Below are 18,263 nucleotides of genomic sequence, written 5' to 3'. Positions count from 1 at the left end.
ATGCTGCCCTGTAGGCGCAGCCTTGTGCTGCGAAGAGGCCGGTGAAAGCAGCGAACATTCACTGTGTAGCCGCAGGCCTCTTCGCAGCTCAAGGCTGCTCCTACACGCGTATTGCATGCCGTCTAGCCGCGCACGCCAAGCATCCCGCGTTCGACGATGAAATCGATCACCGCCTGCAGCCCTTCGCCCTTTTTCAGGTTACTGAATGTCCACGGCCGCTGTGGGCGCATGCGCTGGGTGTCGCGCTCCATCACCTCCAGCGATGCACCGACGTAAGGCGCAAGGTCGGTCTTGTTGATCACCAGGAAGTCGGACTTGGTAATCCCCGGTCCGCCCTTGCGCGGGATCTTCTCACCCTCGGCAACATCGATGACGTAGATGGTCAGGTCGGCCAGCTCCGGGCTGAAAGTGGCGCTGAGGTTGTCGCCCCCGCTCTCCACGAAGATAACCTCAAGGTTACCGAACTTGCGCGCCAAGGCCTCCACCGCCGCCAGGTTCATCGAGGCGTCTTCGCGGATCGCCGTGTGTGGGCAGCCGCCGGTTTCCACGCCGACGATGCGCTCAGGCTCCAGTGCACCGGCTTCGGTGAGGATGCGTTGGTCCTCTTTGGTGTAGATGTCGTTGGTCACCACGGCGATCTGATAATGATCGCGCATGGCCTTGCACAGGGCTTCGAGCAGCGCGGTCTTGCCGGAACCGACCGGGCCGCCGACACCGACGCGCAGGGGTTGTTGATAGCTTTGCATGAAGGCAGTCCTCAGGAGCGGAACAAACGGGTGTATTGGGTTTCATGTCGCGATGAAGCAATCGCCAGCAATGGCAGGCCGCCACCGAGCTGGTCATCGCCCAGGGCCAGCGCCTGGTCGAGTACGGCGGGTAAGTCCTGGCCAAGGTCGCGCAGCAAGGTTTGCGCCGCCTGCTGGCCGAACGGCACCAGCTTGACCCCGGCCATCACTGCGCCTTCGAGCCAGGCGAAGCCAATGCCCAGCGCCAACTGACGCAGCGGGATCGACCAGTAGGCGCCGAGCCAGGCCATACCGCCCAGTTGGCTGAGTTCAAGGCTGGCCCGCCAGGCGGGGTCCTGCCCCAATTGCCAGCCATCGAGCAGGCGTGCCAGCGCCGAGCCACGCTGTTGTTCTTCCAGGCGCAACTCCGCGGTTTCCCGGTTGGCCAGCAGAAAGCGGCTCCATTGGCTGAATGCTTGGGCATCCGTGGCCAGGCAGGCCTGATACAGGCGTGCCAGCACGGGCCAGTCGACGCAGCCCAGGGTGTCGTGCAACTGCTCGCGCTGCCAGGCACTGAAGCTGGCAATATCCTGCACCCAACCGGCTTCGACGGCCCACTCCAGGCCTTGTGAGTAGGTGAACCCACCCACCGGCAAACCCGGGCTGGCCAGTTGCAGCAAGCGCAGCAGCGCCAGGTCGCTGTCCATCAACCGGCCAGCACCAGTGCGGCGCCGGCCAACAGGCCACCACCAAAGGCTTTTTGCAGGCCGCTGTGGCGGCGCAGCAGGCAACCCACCGCGAACCCGGCCAGCAGCAGCAGGCCGCTGACGGTCACGAAGCCAGCACTGAATTGCCAGAACGCGCTGGGCGTGGCTTCAACGCCATGCGCCCAGCCGTGAAACAGGGCGAACACCGGCATGGCCAGCGCCAGCAACAGCTGGCGGCTAGGCAGCAACAGGGCCCCGGCGGCGACCAGCAACGACACGCTGATCATCGTTTCCATGCCCAGCACATCCCCAAACAAGTGGCCGCACACCGCGCCACCAAACATCGCCGCCAGGGTTGCCAAGGGCAAGGTCAGGTTGCGTCGGGTCAGCGCAGCGAGCACGCCAGTGCCCAGCAGCATCAGCAAGTGGTCCAGGCCGGTCAGCGGGTGCAGCAGGCCGTCCTGCAGCGGGTTGCTGTCGTGGCCGGGGTGGGCGAAGGCCGGCACCGCCAGCATCAGCAGAAACAGGGCGAACGTCTTTTTCATCAGTGGCTCCAGGGCAGTTCAGGAATGGGCAGGCAGGCGCACGAACGGGTGGTCGTTGCCATGGCTGTGGCTATGGCTGTGCGGCGCGCTCTGGTAGGCACCCGCCTCAGGTTCGAACGGTGCCTGTTCGGTTTCCACCGTCAGGCCCAGGCCACGCAGCATGTCGTCCAGCACATAGTCGTGCTGGTAGCGCAGCAGGCCAGGTTCGATCTGCAGCGGCACATGACGGTTGCCTAGGTGGTAGGCGGCCCGTGCCAGCAAGTGCGGGTCGGCGCAACGTACCGTCGAAACCGTTTCTGGTGCGGCCAGCACACGGATGACCTGGCTGCCATCGGCATCGGCCAGCAGTTCACCGCCACGCAGAAGGTGGCCGCGCGCGAGCATCAGCCCGGCGTCGCGGCCGTCGTCGAGGGTTACCCGCAAGCGGCTCTTGATGCGGCTGTCCACATCCAGGGTGACGGTGCCGGTTTCGGCAAGCGAGCCGGGTTCGGTGACCCGGCGAGTCAGGACTATCATCTGTGCTCCTTCAGAACAGGAAGTAACGCTGGGCCAGCGGCAGTTCGCTGGCCGGTTCGCACACCAGCAACTCGCCGTCGGCACGCACTTGATAGGTCTGCGCATCGACTTCGATGACCGGCTGCAAGGTGTTGTGGACCATGTCGGCCTTGCGCACCCGTCGGCAGCCGTGGGCCACACCGATCAGGCTGCGCAGGTTGAGTGATTCGGCCAGGCCGCTGTCCATGGCGGCCTGCGGCAGAAAGGTCATCCGCGTGGCGTGCCGCGCTGCGCCCAGGGCGCCGAACATCGGCCGGTAGTGCACGGGTTGCGGCGTCGGGATAGAGCCATTGATATCACCCATGGGCGCGGTGACGATCATCCCGCCCTTGATCACCAAGGCGGGCTTGACCGCAAAAAAGGCCGGGGCCCACAGCACCAGGTCAGCCAGCTTGCCCACCTCCACTGAGCCCACTTCATGGGCAATGCCGTGGGTCAACGCTGGGTTGAGGGTGTACTTGGCGATGTAGCGCTTGACCCGGAAGTTGTCGCTGTAGCTGTTGTCCGGCGCCAGAGGCCCACGGCGCAGCTTCATCTGGTGCGCCACCTGCCAGGTGCGCAGTACCACTTCCCCTACGCGGCCCATGGCCTGGGAGTCGGACGAGGTCATGGCGAAGGCGCCCATGTCGTGCAGGATGTCCTCGGCAGCTATGGTCTCGCGGCGGATGCGCGACTCGGCGAACGCCACGTCCTCGGCGATGCTCGGGTCCAGGTGATGGCAGACCATGAGCATGTCCAAGTGCTCGTCGACGGTGTTGACGGTGTACGGCAAGGTCGGGTTGGTAGAGGACGGCAGCACGTTGGCTTGCCCTGCAGCGCGGATGATGTCTGGCGCATGGCCACCGCCTGCGCCCTCGGTATGGAAGGTGTGAATGGTGCGGTCGCCAATGGCCGCTAGGGTGTCTTCGATGCAACCGGACTCGTTGAGGGTGTCGGTGTGGATCGCCACCTGGATGTCCATTTCCTCGGCCACGCCCAGGCAACAGTCGATGGCTGCCGGTGTCGAGCCCCAGTCCTCGTGCAGTTTCAGGCCGACGGCGCCTGCCGCGATCTGCTCGCGCAATGCCTCGGGGCGCGACGCATTGCCTTTGCCCAGCAGGCCGATATTGATGGGCAGGCTGTCGGCGGCCTGGAGCATGCGCGCCAGGTACCACGGGCCAGGGGTGCAAGTGGTGGCGTTGGTACCGGTGGCCGGCCCCGTGCCGCCACCGATGAAGGTGGTGACGCCGCTGGTAAGGGCCTCCTCCACCTGCTGCGGGCAGATGAAGTGGATGTGCGAGTCGATGCCGCCAGCGGTGACGATCTTGCCTTCGGCAGCGATCACCTCGGTGCCTGGGCCGACTGGCACGGTGACCCCTGGTTGCACATCGGGGTTGCCGGCCTTGCCAATGGCAGCGATGCGGCCGTGCTTGACGCCGATGTCTGCCTTGACGATACCCCAGTGATCGATGATCAACGCGTTGGTCAGCACCAGGTCCATGGCCTCGGCCGCCAGCATCTGGCCTTGCCCCATGCCGTCGCGGATGACCTTGCCGCCGCCGAACTTGACCTCTTCGCCATACACGGTGAAGTCTCTCTCGACCTCCACCCACAGCGCGGTATCGGCCAGGCGCACGCGGTCGCCCACGGTGGGGCCGAACATGTCGGCATAGGCCTGGCGGGAAATACGGCTCATGCCCTGCCCTCCAGTGCGCCCATCACCTTGCCCTGGAAGCCATAGACCTCGCGCTTGCCGGCATAGGCAACCAGTTGCACGGTGCGGGCCTGGCCCGGCTCGAAGCGCACGGCGGTGCCGGCTGGAATGTCCAGGCGAAAGCCCAGGGTAGGCGCACGCTCGAACACCAGTGCGTCGTTGACCTCGTAGAAGTGGTAGTGCGAGCCGACCTGCACGGGCCGGTCGCCGTGGTTGGCCACGCTGACGCTCACCGTCGCGCGGCCGCTATTAAGCTCGATGTCGCCGCCGGCGACCTGGATTTCACCTGGGATCATGCTGGGCTCCTGGGCTGTATCAGACGATGGGGTCATGCACGGTCACCAGCTTGGTGCCATCGGGGAAGGTCGCCTCGACCTGCACGTCGTGGATCATTTCAGCGACGCCAGGCATAACTTGCTCATGGCTCAACACTTCACGGCCCAGGCTCATCAGCTCGGCCACCGTGCGGCCATCCCGGGCGCCCTCGAGCACGGCGGCACTGATCAGCGCCACCGCTTCCGGGTAGTTGAGTTTCAGGCCGCGGGCCAGGCGCCGCTCCGCCAGCAACGCGGCGGTGAACAGCAGCAGTTTGTCTTTCTCTCTTGGGGTCAGCTCCATGGCGCTTCTCTCAGGTAGCCCAGATACGCGGCGGGCATGCCGGCAGGCCGAGGACGGCCGGGCGCAAGGCATGCCAGAGGCGTTGCAAGGTGTGTTGCAGGTGTTGGTTGTCGTGGTCGAGCAGGCGGATGACCAGCAGCGAGCCGATCAGGGTGGCGCCAGCGGGGTTGTCCAGCTCATCGAGCAAGGCCCGGACGTGCTCGAGCAGCGCAGGGTCCGCCGGGGCGGCGCAAAAGGTGGCGACCAAGGGATGCCCACCGAGCTTGCCTAATTGCCCGCCTTCGATGCGCAGGCGCTCGTACAGGCCTGGGTCATCGGGCATTTCGATGTGCAAGCGGCTGTCGAGGGCGCCGTGATCGAAGCGCTCATTCATCACCGGGCGGCCCAGGCATAGGGTTTCCCAGGCCAGCAAGCGGGCGCCTGGCGAAAGGGTGAAGCGGCTGTCGAGGCTGGCACGAGCACCGGCGAAGAAAATGCTGTCTTGAGGCAGCCATTCCAGGGTGCTGTCGGCGGCCAGGTGAAAACGCTGGGCCAGCCGTGCGGTCGGGCCAATGCTGCGGTAGAACTTGCTCGCGCCGGGCATGGTCAGCAAGGCGTGGCTGCCAGGTTCAAGGTGGATGTCGAGTTCCAGCCGGTCACCGGCAACGATGCCGCCGGGCGGATGCAGCACATAGACATGGCACGGCGCGCCCTCGGGGTAGAAAGGCCGCTGCACCAAAAGAGGTCCAAAATGCCGCCGCGCACCAAGGCGGGTCACACCGTCGCGCTGAGTGAAACGCAACTGCAGGAAGGCACTCCAGCCTGCATCGTCTTGTTGTTGTTCGATCTGCTCCGCGAGCGACATCCTGCGGCCCCTGATATCCGTGGCCTGGTGGCCGTTTAGAGGGCCAGGCAGGCGGCGCTTGAGGGCTGCCAGCCTGACCACTCGATCAAATTCTCAGGCTGGATATAGCAGGTTGCGGGCCAACTACGCAGGTGAACAAAAATGAAATCGTCAGCGCGACCGCTCTGGCATCGGGCACACAGGGGTGGCGCGCACAAAGCGAGGGCGCACGAAGGCCCTGTTTCGGTGCCGGAATGTAATGAGCTTTGTTTTTGTAGGAGCAGCCTTGTGCTGCGAAGAGGCCGGTGACAGCAGTGGAGATTACAGGTGCTTACACCGGCCTCTTCGCAGCACAAGGCTGCTCCTACAGACAGCTATGCAGTGAGGCTTCAGTAATCGAAGCGGTCTACCGCCCGCCGCCGTTCGTTGTCATCCCGGCGGTCGTAACTGGCCGTGGTCTGGATGTTGGCATGGTGCGCGAGCTTCTGGGCAATCGACAGGTCGTGCTCTTCAATAACCCGAGTGATGAACGCACGGCGAAAATCATGGGGCATGATCTTCACCCCCACCTGGGCACCGCGTTGGCGCGCAATGTAGTAGATCGCATGCTTGGTGATGCGGGCGCGGGTAATGTGGTTGCCCCGGCGAATGCGGTTGAACAGGAACGGGTCGTCCGCTGCCCCCTCCGGCAAATCGTTGCGACGCAGGTCCAGCCACGCCTGCAGCTTTTCGAACGCCCAAGGCGGCGCATACTTGATCAACTGCCGGTTGCCCTTGCCCAGTACCTGCAGACTGCGAGCATCGAAGTCGACCTGGTCCAGGCCGATGTCGACCGACTCCGACTTGCGCATGCCGGTGCCGTACAGCAAGGCAATGATCGCCGCGTCGCGCACACCTTGCGGCCGAGGGTCGGCCGCGCACACGTCCATCAACTCACGGATCAGGCTGCGCCGCAGGTTGCGCCCCGGTGGCAGGCGGCTACCGGTGGCCGGCTTGACCTCGCGGATCCTCAACAGCTGCTCATGGTCGATCAGGCCCTGGCGCCACGCCTCGTTCATCACCCCACGCACCGCATTCACATACAGCGACGAACTGTTAGGGGCGTAACCATCCTCGCGCAATGCCGCTACCAAGCCGATCACATGCCCAGGTTCAAGCAAGTGCCACGGTACATCGACAAGGTTGCAGTCGACGAAACCCAGCCGGTCGGCCGCGTCCTGAAGGATGTAGCGCATGGTTTGCTGGCTCGACGGCGCCAGGCGGGCCATGTACTGCAGCAGCGGGTTTTTCGAGAGATCGGTCACAACGTGAATCCTGTAGCGACGCTTGGACCGGTACGGGGGCAGCCAAAGCGTGAAGCGAGTCTATTCGACATGAAAGCAAGCCCAAATGACAACGCATGGCCATTCGGGCTTGGAGCAGTGCCATCACCTTGATATTCAAGGGGTTTGAAGACGGCGCGGAGGGTAATGTTACCCCAACTGGCGCCCGCATAACGAACTCAAGCCCGCCTACCCGTCCACAGTTTGACCAGCGGTGAACGGCGCCAAGGGCAGCGGCAAGCGTCATGCACCGCCCGACCGCCACCAATTGGGAAACATCTGCTGAACCCGCGGTTCGGCAAAGCGTTCGTCGATCAGCACCAACACGCCTTGGTCCTGATCCCCCCGAATGACCCTGCCCGCCGCCTGAATGACCTTGCGCACGCCTGGGTAGAGGTAGGCGTAATCAAAGCCTGCGCCAAACTGGCGCCCCAGGCGCTGCTTGAACTGCTCGTTGACAGGGTTGACCTGGGGCAGCCCGAGGGTCGCGACAAACGCCCCGATCAAGCGCGTGCCGGGTAAATCGACCCCTTCCCCGAACGCGCCCCCCAGCACCGCAAAACCCACCCCGCAGCCATCCGCCACGAAGCGATCGAGAAATGCCTGACGCGCCTCTTCATCCATGCCTGCCGCCTGCGCCCACAGGGGGATGTCTGCATGCCGCTCTGCCAACAAGCCGGCCACCTGCTGCAGGTATTCGAAACTGCTGAAAAAGGCCAGGTAGTTACCGGGCATGCGCTGGTACTGCTCGGCGATCAGCGCGACGATTGGCGCCAGCGAAGCCTGGCGTTCTCGGTAACGGGTCGAGACCTGGCTGGCGATGCGTACTTCGAGTTGTTCGGCGCGAAACGGCGCTGCCACTTCCAGCCAGGCCGTGTCGGCCGGCATGCCGAGCAAGTCGCTGTAGAAATGCCGAGGGCTCAGCGTGGCGGAAAACAGCGTCACACTGCGCGCCGCCTGCATGCGTGGGGCCAGCAGCCGCGCCGGGGTGACATTGCGCAGGCACAGGGTGGCCAGGCGCCGCTTGCGCTGGCCTTCGCGCTGGCTGATGTCGAAGATGAAATGCTCGTCGAACAATTCAGCCACCCGGCTGAACTGCAACGCCTGGTAGAAGAACTGCAGCACCTGCGCATCTACCTCGGCTGGTGCCTGATTCATGCGCTCCTGGATCAGCCCGATGCACTGTTGCAGGGCGCGTATGAAGGCCTCCGGCAACTGCTCGCTGGCCTGATACGGTGCACGCTGCTCTTTGTACAACGCGTTCCAATGCCGGTTGAGGCGGTCCAGCGCACGGGTCAGCCCTTGCGGTTTGCTCTGGCGCAAGGCGAGCAACTGGCTTTGATCGAGGCTGGCGCTGTACATGCCGCGACCGCGCTCGACCAGGTTGTGCGCTTCGTCCACCAGCACCGCCACCCGCCATTGGTTAGCCTGGGCCAAGCCGAACAGCAAAGCATGGGCATCGAAGTAATAGTTGTAATCGGCCACCACCAGGTCGACCCAGCGGGCCATTTCCTGGCCCAGGTAATAAGGGCAAACCTGATGCGCCAAGGCCACCTCGCGCAGGCTGGCACGGTCCAGTAAAGGCACCCCTGCTGCTGCCTCGCGCGCGGCGGGCAGGCGGTCGTAGAAGCCTTGCGCCAACGGGCAGGACTCGCCATGGCAAGCTTTGTCGGGGTACTCGCAGGCCTTGTCGCGGGCGATCAGTTCCAAGGTGCGCAAGGCCGGTTGCGGCGCGGCATCGGTGATCTGGCGCATGGCATCGAGGGCCAGCGCACGGCCCGGCGTCTTGGCCGTCAGAAAGAACACTTTGTCGAGCTGCTGCGGCACCATCGCCTTGAGCAACGGGAACAAGGTGCCCAGGGTCTTGCCGATACCGGTACTGGCCTGAGCCATCAGGCATCGGCCGGTGCTGACGGCCTTGTACAGGGTCTCGGCCAATTGCCGCTGGCCCTGGCGGAATTGCGCATAGGGAAACCCCAGCGCCTGCAGATCGCGGTCCCGCTCGGCCAGTCGGCCTTGCTGACGCTGCGCCCAAGCCAGAAAGCAGCGGCACTGGGTTTCGAAGAACGCTTGCAGCGCGGCAGCCGTGTGGTGCTCGCTGATCAGCGTCTGGCCGTCGCTGTCCACGTCCAGGTAGACCAGGGCCACTTCGATGGCTGGCAATTGCCGCGCGTGGCACATCAACCAGGCGTAGACCTTGGCCTGGGCCCAGTGCAGTTGGCGATGGTTGGCCGGCTGGCGCGTAAGGTCGCCGCGGTAGGTCTTTATCTCTTCCAAGCGGTTGCAACTGGGGTCGTAACCGTCGGCCCGGCCTCGCACCCGCAGGCTTTCGAACTGCCCCTCAAGGGCCACTTCCGACTCGTAATCAGCCGCACGCCGCGCCACTACCCGACGGTGCCCCTCGATGCCTTCCTGGGCCGTGGGCGACGGGGTGAAGCGCAGGTCCAGGTCGCCAACCTTGGCACTAAACTCGCACAGGGCACGCACCGCCACGCTGTAGCTCACGCCGCCTCGCTCCAGCGCACATGGCACACTGCAACGGGCAAACCTTGGGCATGGCAGAACTCCAGCCAGCGTAATTGGTTGTCTTGCAGGCGGTCGCCCGGCCCCTTGACCTCGACCATGCGGTAGCCGCCCTGCTCGGGCCAGAACTGGATCAGATCAGGCATCCCGGCGCGGTTGTTGCGGATGTCCTGCAACAGGCGCAGGAAGCACTGCTTCAGGTGCGCGGCCGGCAGGCAGGCCAGTGCCTGTTCGAGCAAGGCTTCGCTGAGCATCGGCCAGAACACGAACGGCGACTGCAGGCCGTGCTTGGCGGCGTAGCATTCGAGAATGGCCTGGCGGTGGCTACCCTCGTCGAGCCGCCCCAGGCAGCGGTCGAACAGCGCACTGCGCCGTTGCTGGAAGTCGCTGTCGTGCAGGTCTTGTGGCGCGGCCTGGAACGGGTTGAAAAAGGCACCTGGCACCGGCGCGAAGATCGCCTCCCAGCACAACAGGCCGAACAAGCTGTTGAACAGTGTGTTTTCCACGTAATGGACCTGCCCGCCGGCCTCGGCCAAGTGCTGGCGCACAGCCTCCTCCACACCCAGGGCTGCGTGTTCACGCGGCAGCTCAAGTTCGATCAAGTGCAGCGGCGCAGCACGCTGGCGACGTTGTGGCGGGCCGCCGAGTTTGCGGGCCAGGCGCGGCAGCATGCGTTCGAGCGCCTGCACCTCCAGCGCATTGGCCGGGGCCGCGGCCAGCTGCTGTGCCAGCGCATGTGCCTGCGGCCATTGTTCGCTACGTTCCAGTACCCGCACCTGACGGATTCGCGCTTGCGCATGGCTGCACTGGCCGTAGACAGCCATGGCCTGGTCCCAGTTGCCCTGGCGCTCGCATTGCTGGCCCAGGGCAAACAGCAGGCGCGCATGGCGCCGGGCCAACCAGGGGTTGTCACTGTGCAGCCCTGCCATCGCGCCCAGGATCGACAGCGGGTCATCGCCCTGCTCCAGCCGCTCGGCGCACTGGTGCAAGGCCATGGCCAGATCGACCTCTGCGCGATGGCGCAAGGCGCGGGAATCGTTGCTGAAAGGCACGTGCTCGTAGCGCAGCAAGCCCAGGTCGGCAAGCACGAAGTCCGACCAGTCCTGGTAAAGGTTGCCGAAGAACAACAGGCGCATGCGGTCACACAGCGGCTGCAGGCACCACTGGAAAATGCGCACGTCACTGCCGGGGAACCACGCCTGCAATGGCCTGGCCGTTAGCCCCAGGGGTCGAAGCTGCGCGAGCAAGTCGTGCTTGGCGGCGCGCGGCCGGCTCAATTGGGCGGCGAAGCACGAAGCCAGTTCGTCCTTGCGCAGCAAGCTGAACAGCTGCTCCAGCTCCAGATGCGCAGGCTCCCGAACCCAACCCAACGCCTGCAACGGCTGCAAGGCCAGCGCGGTCTCGCCGATCTCGGCATAGGTCAGCTTGTCACTGCGAAACAGCTCGCCCTTGCGCATGACCATACGCACCATCAAGGCTTGCGCCGGCGCGTCCAATTGCGTAAACGCCTGGATGAACGCCAGCTCCTGGTCATCGAGCAGGTCGTCATAGCGCTGCTCGACCCATAGCAGCACCTGGCGGAAGTTATGCAGGTAATAGAACGGGTCGTCGACAGAATGGGCGATCACGGGGCAAGGTCGGGCAGTGAATGTGGGTACTGGTTATACATACAGATACCCACACCTGACAAGTGCCGTAGGTCCAGTGGCGCAGTAGGGCTGTTACTCGGTCACCCCAACCATCGGCCCCGCCTCGGCCTTGGCACTGCCGATCGGTGCCTTCAGCAGCAGGAAGTAAGCCACCGCCGAGCACAGTGCCACGATCGCGCTGATCATGAATGCCGTGTTGAACGAGCCCGAGTACTGGATGCTGAAGCCGGTGACGATCGGTGCCACGGAGCCCGCAATGTAGCCGCCGAAGTTCTGGATCGAGCCAAACGACGCCACCCGCGGGCTGTCGACGATGGTGTTGACGATCATCCACGCGGTGGCACTGGCCATGTTGATGCTGAACAGCGCCAGGCAAAGCAGGATCACACAGCCGGTCAGGCCACTGACGAAGGACAGCGGCAAGGTGAACAGCGCCGCCAGCACCAGGCCGGTGATCACGCTGAATTTGCGACTGCCAAGGATGCTCATGCCGCGTTTGACCAGCAAGTCGCAGAAGCGCCCGGCGACGATCGTGCCCGCCGCGCCAAAGCCATAGGCCAGCGAAACCACCCAGGCAGTCTTGTACAGGTCCAGGCCGTGTTCACGCTCAAAGTAGCCGGGCAGCCAGGTCAGGTGCAGCCAGAGCATGTAGATCACGCCCATGAAGCCCAGTACCGCCCCCCAAGTGCTGCGGTGCTTGAACAAGTCGAGCCAACCCGCAAAGTACGACACCTTCGGCGCCTGTGGATTGGCCGCAGGCAGCGGCTGCTTGGACTCGGTAGGCAACGGTTTACCTTCCGCAGCGAGCTCAGCCAGGTACTGCGCCTTGCTCTTGTAGAAGCTCAACCAGCACACCGCCAGTACCACACCGATCAACCCGGTGATGATGAACATGCCGCGCCAGCCGAAATTGACCATGAACAGCGTCAGCAAGGGTGGCGCCAGGCATGGGCCAAGGCAGGTCGAGGACCAGACGATACCGGTCGGGGTGCCGCGTTCGTTGGCATCGAACCATTCCGACAAGGCCTTGGCCGCCGAAGGGAACATCGGCGCCTCGCCAATCCCCAACAACACGCGCAAGCCCATGAAACCGGCAAAGCTGCTGACCATGCCAAAGGTGGCCTGGGCCACCGACCAGGCCAGCAACGAGGCGCCGAGGGCGATCTTGCTGCCCAGGCGGTCGATGATCATGCCCATCGGCAACTGGGCAAAGGCATAAGCAATGGAGAAGGCCGACAACAGAATGCCCATCTGCGAGGGGCTGATCATCATGTCTTTCTGGATCGAGGTGTTGGCGATCGACAGCGCACTTCGGTCCAGGTAGTTGACGATGCCAATCAGCAGCAGGAAGACAACGGTGAGGCGCTGATACTTCTTCATAGGGTTCATTGGGTGGCCTTTATTATTATTGTTGCGACGCCTTCAGCGCCTTGGCGATCCGTCGGTCCTGTTGCGTTCATCCTTGGTGCGGCAACCCTCAAGGTTGACGCGCAGTTACCGCCGCCTCGAGCAGGCCGCGCCGGCTCAGGCTGTCGATCAGCGCACGCAGGCCGAAGCCCCACTGCGGCGCGAGGTCGCTGGTGGTGACGCGGTTGCACAGGGTGCCCAGTTGCGCGTTGCTGATGGCGACCAAGTCGCCGGGCTTGTGGGTAAAACCGTTGTCTGGCTGGTCGCGGTCCTGCTTGGGCGCGAACAGGGTACCGAGAAACAGCACCAGGCCGTCGGGATACTGGTGGTTTTCGTTGAGGGTCTGCTGCACCAGGTCCTGGGGGTCGCGGCTGATCTGGCGCATGGAGCTGCGGCCGGACAGGATGAAGCCGTCCTGGCCCTCGACACGCAGGTCCACTTCGGCGTTACGCACATCGTCCAGGCTGAAGCTTTCGTCGAACAGGCGCAGCAATGGCCCCAACGAGGTGGAGGCGTTGTTGTCCTTGGCCTTGGACAGCAGCAAGGCACTGCGCCCCTCGAAGTCGCGCAGGTTGACATCGTTTCCGAGCATGGCGCCCTTGATGCTGCCGTCGCTCGACACCGCCAGTACCACTTCCGGCTCCGGGTTGTTCCAGCTCGACTTGGGGTGGATACCGATGTCGGCACCATGCCCGACCGCCGACAGTGGCTGCGCCTTGGTGAAGACTTCGGCATCCGGGCCGATGCCCACCTCCAGGTATTGCGACCACAGGCCCTGCTCCACCAGGACCTTGCGCAGCGCTTCGGCCTGAGCAGAGCCCGGGATGATCTGCGAGAGGTCCGCACCGATGCGGCTGGCCAGGGTATCGCGAATGGCATCGGCCTTGGCCGGGTCGCCCTTGGCCTGCTCCTCCACCACTCGCTCCAGCAAGCTGGCGGCGAAGGTGACGCCGGCGGCCTTCACTGCTTGCAGGTCAATCGGTGCCAACAGCCAAGGCAAGCGCGCGTCACGTTGACCAGGGTCGCTGTTGGCCAGCAGCGCCGGCAACTCAATCAACGCGTCGGCCAATGGCAACGCACGCAGGTAGGCCACCGGGTCGGCCACTTCCAGCAGGGCCGAAACCGTCGCTACATGAGCACTGATATCGTGCACGGCGCCGGCTTTGACCAGCACCACGGCGGGGCCTTGATCCGGCAGCCAGACGCGCCCCACCCAGCTGCCGGTGTCGAACACGGCAAGGTCGTGGCTTAGCGGCAGTGGCTGGTTGGCATTCGATTGGTCTGTCATGGGTGCACCCTTGTTGTCATTGTCATTCATTGGGAAAGCGCCTGCGAACGGGTCGCCAGCTGCAACTGCTCGGCCAGCCGGTCGAGGTCGTCGAGCACTGGCTGCGACAGGCTCAGGCCCTGCGTCAAGGCTTGTCGGCGCAACGCCAAGCCGGCTTGCCCAGGCAGGCGTACCGGGCGCTCGGGGTCTACCGGGCGGCTGGCCACGATCAACCGGCCGAGGAAGCTGGTTTCGTCGGTAAACGCTTGCAAGCCGCCGAAAAAGCGTGGGTCGATGACCACCGCGGTGGCCGACGCGCCCCACTGATCCGGGGCGTCCTTGCGGCCATGGCCGGCCAATGCAGAGGTCAGTGCCTCGACCAGAATTGCCAAGGCAAAGCCCTTGTGGCCAAAGGCCTGACCACCCAGTGGCAGAATGCTGCCCTGAGGCGTGGTGAAGAAGTCACGCGGGTCATCGCTCAGGTGGCCATCGTTGCTCATCAGCACCGGGTGCGGCAGCCGGCTGCCGGCATCACGGCACTGCCCGACCAGGCCGAGGGTCACCGTAGACATGCTCACGTCCAGCAGGATCGGCTCACCCTGGGTCGGAATGCCGGCGGCAATTGGGTTGGGCGTGAACACTGGGTCAACCCCACCATGGGCACAGACCAGCCCCACGGACGGGTCCGAGGAATACACCATGGCCACCAGGCCACGGTCGGTATAAGGCTTGAGGTAAGCCGCCAGGCAGCCAATGTGCGCAGCCCGGCGCACCACGGCAATGCCGATGCCCTGTGCGTTGGCACCTTTGGCCGCGCAGTCGAGGGCCCGGCTGACACAGTACGGGCCAAGTACGTAATGGCCGTCGAAAAGACTGGAAATGCCGCTGTCCGACACCTGCTCCAGCGCCTGAGCCTGCGCCTTCACCTGCCCGCTGAGCATGCCGCCAACATAGCGGCTGACCAGGTTCAGGCCATGGGTGCGATGGCCCAGCAGTTCGCCTTCGAGCAATACCTGGGTCACCACCTGGGCGACCTCGGCATCGGCACCGGCTTTTTCGAACAGTTGCTCGACGAACCGGGTTAGCGCCTGCACGTCATAGCGTCTGGTGTGCGTCATGCCTGTCACTCCACGGTCAGTTCAGGGCTGCGGTGCTGGGCTTGCCGTCCACCAGGCGCTGGATGCCCAACGGGTTGGCGTTCTGCAGTGCGGCGGGCAGCAAGGCGTCAGGCACGTTCTGGTAGCACACCGGGCGCAGGAAGCGGTCGATGGCCAGGGTGCCGACCGAGGTGCCGCGGGCGTCCGAAGTGGCCGGGTATGGGCCGCCGTGAACCATGGCATCGCACACCTCGACCCCGGTGGGGTAGCCATTGAGCAGCACGCGACCGACCTTCACTTCCAACGCACCCAGCAAGTAGCCGTAGGCCGCCAGGTCGGCATCGTCCGCCAGCAGCGTGGCGGTCAGTTGGCCGCGCAAGGCTGCCACCGCGCGCATAAGCTCGGCTTCATCGGCAACCTGAACCACCACAGTGCACGGGCCGAACACTTCTTCCTGAAGCAACTCGTCCTGCTCCAGCAGCAGGCTGACATCGGCCTCGAACAGGTGCGGTTGGGCCTGGTTACCGTGTTGCGCCTGGCCACTCAACCGCTTGACCCCAGGGTGGGCAATCAAGGCCTGCAGGCCCTTGCCGTAGCTGCCCAGGGTGCCAGCGTTGAGCATGGTCTGCGGCGCTTGCTCTGCCATGTGCCCGGCCAACTGCTCGACAAAGGCACTGAACGCTGGGGAGCGAATGCCCAGGACCAAGCCCGGGTTGGTGCAGAACTGGCCACAGCCCTGCACCACCGACGCGGTGAGGTCCTTGGCCAGTTGCGCACCGCGCGAGGCCAAGGCCTGGGGTAGCACCAGCACCGGGTTGATGCTCGACATTTCGGCGAACACCGGAATCGGCTGCGGCCGTGCCGCCGCCATGTCGCACAGCGCACGCCCACCCTTGAGCGACCCGGTAAACCCGACTGCCTGGATGCCGGGGTGCTTGACCAGGGCCTCGCCAACCCCGCCACCGAAGATCATGTTGAACACACCGGCCGGCATGTTCGTGCGTTCGGCAGCACGAACCAATGCTTCAGCTACGCGTTCGGCAGTGGCCATGTGGCCGCTGTGGGCCTTGAAGACGACCGGGCAACCGGCCGCCAGGGCTGCGGCGGTATCGCCACCCGCTGTGGAGAACGCTAGCGGAAAATTGCTGGCACCGAATACCGCCACCGGCCCAACCCCAATGCGGTACTGGCGCAAGTCTGGGCGTGGCAACGGCGTGCGGGCAGGCATGGCCTGGTCGATGCGGGCGCCATAGAAGTCGCCACGGCGCAGCACTTGGGCGAACAGGCGCATCTGCCCGCTGGTACGCCCCCGCTCGCCCAGGATCCGGGCAGTAGGCAGCGCCGTTTCCTGGCAGGTCAAGGCAATGAAGTCTTCGCCGAGGGCGTCGAGTTCGTCGGCAATGGCCTCCAGGAACTCGGCGCGGCGCACCGCTGGCAAGTTACGAAACAGCGGGAAAGCCGCCGAGGCCGCGCCCACAGCGTTGTCGACTTCGGCCAGGGTGGCCTGATAGAAACCGCCGGGCAGGCGCTCGCCGGTGTGGGCGTCGACGCTGTAGACCAGGGTCTGGCCCAGCGCGCTGCGCTGGCCTGCAATGAAGTTGTATCCGCTAACGTGCATAAAAGGTTGCCTCAAATTCGGGAGTGGGCTGTCGATCAGGTCACGGCGCCGATCTGCCAGGGCACGAACTCGTTCTGCCCGTAGCCGTGCTGTTCGCTTTTGCTGCGCGCGCCAGAGGCGATGCGCAGCATCTGTTCGAAGATGTACGCGCCACGCTCTTCGATGCTGGTGGAGCCGTCGGCGATGCCACCGCAGTTGACGTCCATGTCCTCTTCCTGGTGCTCGAACACCCGGTTGTTGGTTGCCAGCTTGATCGACGGCGCCGGGGCGCAGCCGTAGGCCGAACCGCGGCCGGTGGTGAAGGCAATCAGGTTGGCGCCGCCTGCGACCTGGCCGGTGGCCGAGACCGGGTCGTAGCCCGGCGTGTCCATGAACACCAGCCCATGGGCGCGTACCGCTTCGGCGTACTGGTAGACGTCGACCAGGTTGCTGGAGCCGGCCTTGGCCACCGCACCCAGCGACTTCTCGAGGATGGTGGTCAGGCCGCCCGCCTTGTTGCCGGCCGAGGGGTTGTTGTTCAGTTCAGCGTTCATGCGCTGGCAGTAGTCTTCCCACCAGTGGATGCGCGCCACCAGCTTCTCGCCGACTTCGCGGCTTACGGCGCGACGGGTCAGCAGGTGTTCAGCGCCATAAATTTCGGGCGTTTCAGACAGAATCGCGGTGCCACCGGCCGCCACCAGGCGGTCCACGGCATTGCCCAACGCGGGGTTGGCGGTGATCCCCGAGTAGCCATCGGAGCCACCGCATTGCAGGGCAACGATCAAGTGGCGGGCGCTGACCGGCTCGCGTTCAACCTGGTTGGCTTGGGCCAATAGCGCCTTGACCTGCTCGATACCGGCGGCGATGGTCTTCGAGGTGCCGCCAATGCCTTGGATGGTGAAGGCGCGCAGTTGCGTGCTGGTGGTAAGCCCTTGGGTCTCGAGCAGGCTTTCGATCTGGTTGGTTTCACACCCCAGGCCGATGATCAGCACGGCCGCGAAATTGGGGTGTATGGCATAGCCGGCCAAGGTCCGACGCAACAGGCCCAGGGCTTCACCGGAAGGGTCTACTGCGCAGCCGGCACCGTGGGTCAAGGCCACCACGCCGTCGATGTTTGGGTAGTCGGCCAGCGCTTCGGGGTGGATGTCGCGGCGGAAATGGTCGGCCACGGCCCGGGCCACGGTCGCCGAACAGTTCACCGAGGTGAGAATGCCAATGTAGTTGCGGGTGGCTACCCGGCCATCGGCACGCACAATGCCCTGGAACACCGCCTCAGCGACTGGCGTGCTGCGGGCATCGACGCCAAAGGCATAGTCGCGGGCAAAATCACCCATCTGCACGTTGTGCACGTGAACATGGTCGCCGGCGTCGATGGCCTGTGAAGCAAAACCGATGATCTGGCCATAGCGGCGCAGGGGCTGGCCCTGCTCCACGCGCTGGGTGGCGACTTTATGGCCTGAGGGGATCGCCTGGCGGACGATGATCCCTTCTGCGTCGAGGTGCAAACCTTCAGGCAAAGCCTGGCGGGCGATGAGAACGTTGTCCAGCGGGTTGAGGCGGATGACGGCAAGGTCACCAGAGCGGGCAATCAGTTGCATGGGACCTCTCAGGGCGGTGCGGCTGACTTCTTGTTATGGCGTCGCCCGTTCGATACCGGGCGAATCTGCGACCACTGTAAGAAGCCTTGCGCAACATTCCCAATGAGATGATCCGATCACGCGATAACCCAGGGTTA

Annotated in this window: 16 protein-coding genes; all 16 read right to left on the bottom strand. The window is 64.6% G+C overall.

What is annotated here, in order from left to right; genetic code table 11:
* Positions 1-122: 122 nt before the first annotated feature.
* The 16 genes from ureG to MFF34_RS14510 all read right to left on the bottom strand — a co-directional run bounded on the left by ureG (position 123) and on the right by MFF34_RS14510 (position 18,126).
* Positions 123-746 (bottom strand): urease accessory protein UreG, encoded by a 624-nt coding sequence (gene ureG, locus MFF34_RS14585; protein ID WP_010953755.1) that lies wholly within the window; start codon positions 744-746, stop codon positions 123-125.
* A gap of 11 nt (positions 747-757) precedes the next feature.
* Positions 758-1,432 carry an urease accessory protein UreF gene (locus MFF34_RS14580; RefSeq protein ID WP_027594764.1) on the bottom strand — a complete coding sequence of 225 codons (675 nt, stop codon included), beginning with the start codon at positions 1,430-1,432 and terminating at the stop codon, positions 758-760.
* On the bottom strand, positions 1,432-1,977 hold the full coding sequence (locus MFF34_RS14575) for a HupE/UreJ family protein (protein ID WP_238214879.1): 546 nt from the start codon (positions 1,975-1,977) through the stop codon (positions 1,432-1,434). Before MFF34_RS14575 ends, MFF34_RS14580 begins: the two co-directional genes overlap by 1 nt.
* A gap of 18 nt (positions 1,978-1,995) precedes the next feature.
* Positions 1,996-2,493 (bottom strand): urease accessory protein UreE, encoded by a 498-nt coding sequence (ureE, locus tag MFF34_RS14570; protein ID WP_027594762.1) that lies wholly within the window; start codon positions 2,491-2,493, stop codon positions 1,996-1,998.
* Positions 2,494-2,503: 10 nt separating this feature from the next.
* Complete coding sequence (gene ureC, locus MFF34_RS14565; RefSeq protein ID WP_238214877.1) at positions 2,504-4,207, bottom strand: urease subunit alpha; 1,704 nt, start codon at positions 4,205-4,207, stop codon at positions 2,504-2,506.
* On the bottom strand, positions 4,204-4,521 hold the full coding sequence (locus MFF34_RS14560; RefSeq protein ID WP_027594760.1) for an urease subunit beta: 318 nt from the start codon (positions 4,519-4,521) through the stop codon (positions 4,204-4,206). Before MFF34_RS14560 ends, ureC begins: the two co-directional genes overlap by 4 nt.
* A 19-nt stretch (positions 4,522-4,540) precedes the next feature.
* Complete coding sequence (locus tag MFF34_RS14555; RefSeq protein ID WP_027594759.1) at positions 4,541-4,843, bottom strand: urease subunit gamma; 303 nt, start codon at positions 4,841-4,843, stop codon at positions 4,541-4,543.
* Between the two features lie 10 nt (positions 4,844-4,853).
* On the bottom strand, positions 4,854-5,687 hold the full coding sequence (locus MFF34_RS14550; protein ID WP_238214875.1) for an urease accessory protein UreD: 834 nt from the start codon (positions 5,685-5,687) through the stop codon (positions 4,854-4,856).
* A 368-nt stretch (positions 5,688-6,055) separates the two neighbouring features.
* Positions 6,056-6,970, bottom strand: coding sequence for a tyrosine recombinase XerC (xerC, locus tag MFF34_RS14545; RefSeq protein WP_238214871.1), 915 nt, complete (start codon positions 6,968-6,970; stop codon positions 6,056-6,058).
* A gap of 261 nt (positions 6,971-7,231) precedes the next feature.
* Positions 7,232-9,493, bottom strand: a complete 2,262-nt coding sequence (locus tag MFF34_RS14540) for an ATP-dependent DNA helicase (RefSeq protein WP_238214862.1) — start codon at positions 9,491-9,493, stop codon at positions 7,232-7,234.
* Positions 9,490-11,139, bottom strand: a complete 1,650-nt coding sequence (locus MFF34_RS14535) for a VRR-NUC domain-containing protein (protein WP_238214861.1) — start codon at positions 11,137-11,139, stop codon at positions 9,490-9,492. Before MFF34_RS14535 ends, MFF34_RS14540 begins: the two co-directional genes overlap by 4 nt.
* A gap of 93 nt (positions 11,140-11,232) precedes the next feature.
* Complete coding sequence (locus tag MFF34_RS14530; RefSeq protein ID WP_238214937.1) at positions 11,233-12,540, bottom strand: MFS transporter; 1,308 nt, start codon at positions 12,538-12,540, stop codon at positions 11,233-11,235.
* Between the two features lie 97 nt (positions 12,541-12,637).
* Complete coding sequence (locus tag MFF34_RS14525; protein WP_238214857.1) at positions 12,638-13,855, bottom strand: fumarylacetoacetate hydrolase family protein; 1,218 nt, start codon at positions 13,853-13,855, stop codon at positions 12,638-12,640.
* A 26-nt stretch (positions 13,856-13,881) separates the two neighbouring features.
* On the bottom strand, positions 13,882-14,952 hold the full coding sequence (locus tag MFF34_RS14520; RefSeq protein WP_238214855.1) for an Ldh family oxidoreductase: 1,071 nt from the start codon (positions 14,950-14,952) through the stop codon (positions 13,882-13,884).
* A 16-nt stretch (positions 14,953-14,968) separates the two neighbouring features.
* On the bottom strand, positions 14,969-16,549 hold the full coding sequence (locus MFF34_RS14515; protein WP_238214853.1) for an aldehyde dehydrogenase (NADP(+)): 1,581 nt from the start codon (positions 16,547-16,549) through the stop codon (positions 14,969-14,971).
* Between the two features lie 35 nt (positions 16,550-16,584).
* Positions 16,585-18,126 carry a UxaA family hydrolase gene (locus MFF34_RS14510; RefSeq protein ID WP_238214851.1) on the bottom strand — a complete coding sequence of 514 codons (1,542 nt, stop codon included), beginning with the start codon at positions 18,124-18,126 and terminating at the stop codon, positions 16,585-16,587.
* Positions 18,127-18,263: the final 137 nt, after the last annotated feature.

Origin of the sequence: Pseudomonas sp. PAGU 2196 (genome assembly GCF_022179005.1) — a bacterium.
GTDB lineage: Bacteria > Pseudomonadota > Gammaproteobacteria > Pseudomonadales > Pseudomonadaceae > Aquipseudomonas > Aquipseudomonas kermanshahensis.
This window is presented reverse-complemented; position numbering and strand designations above follow the sequence as displayed.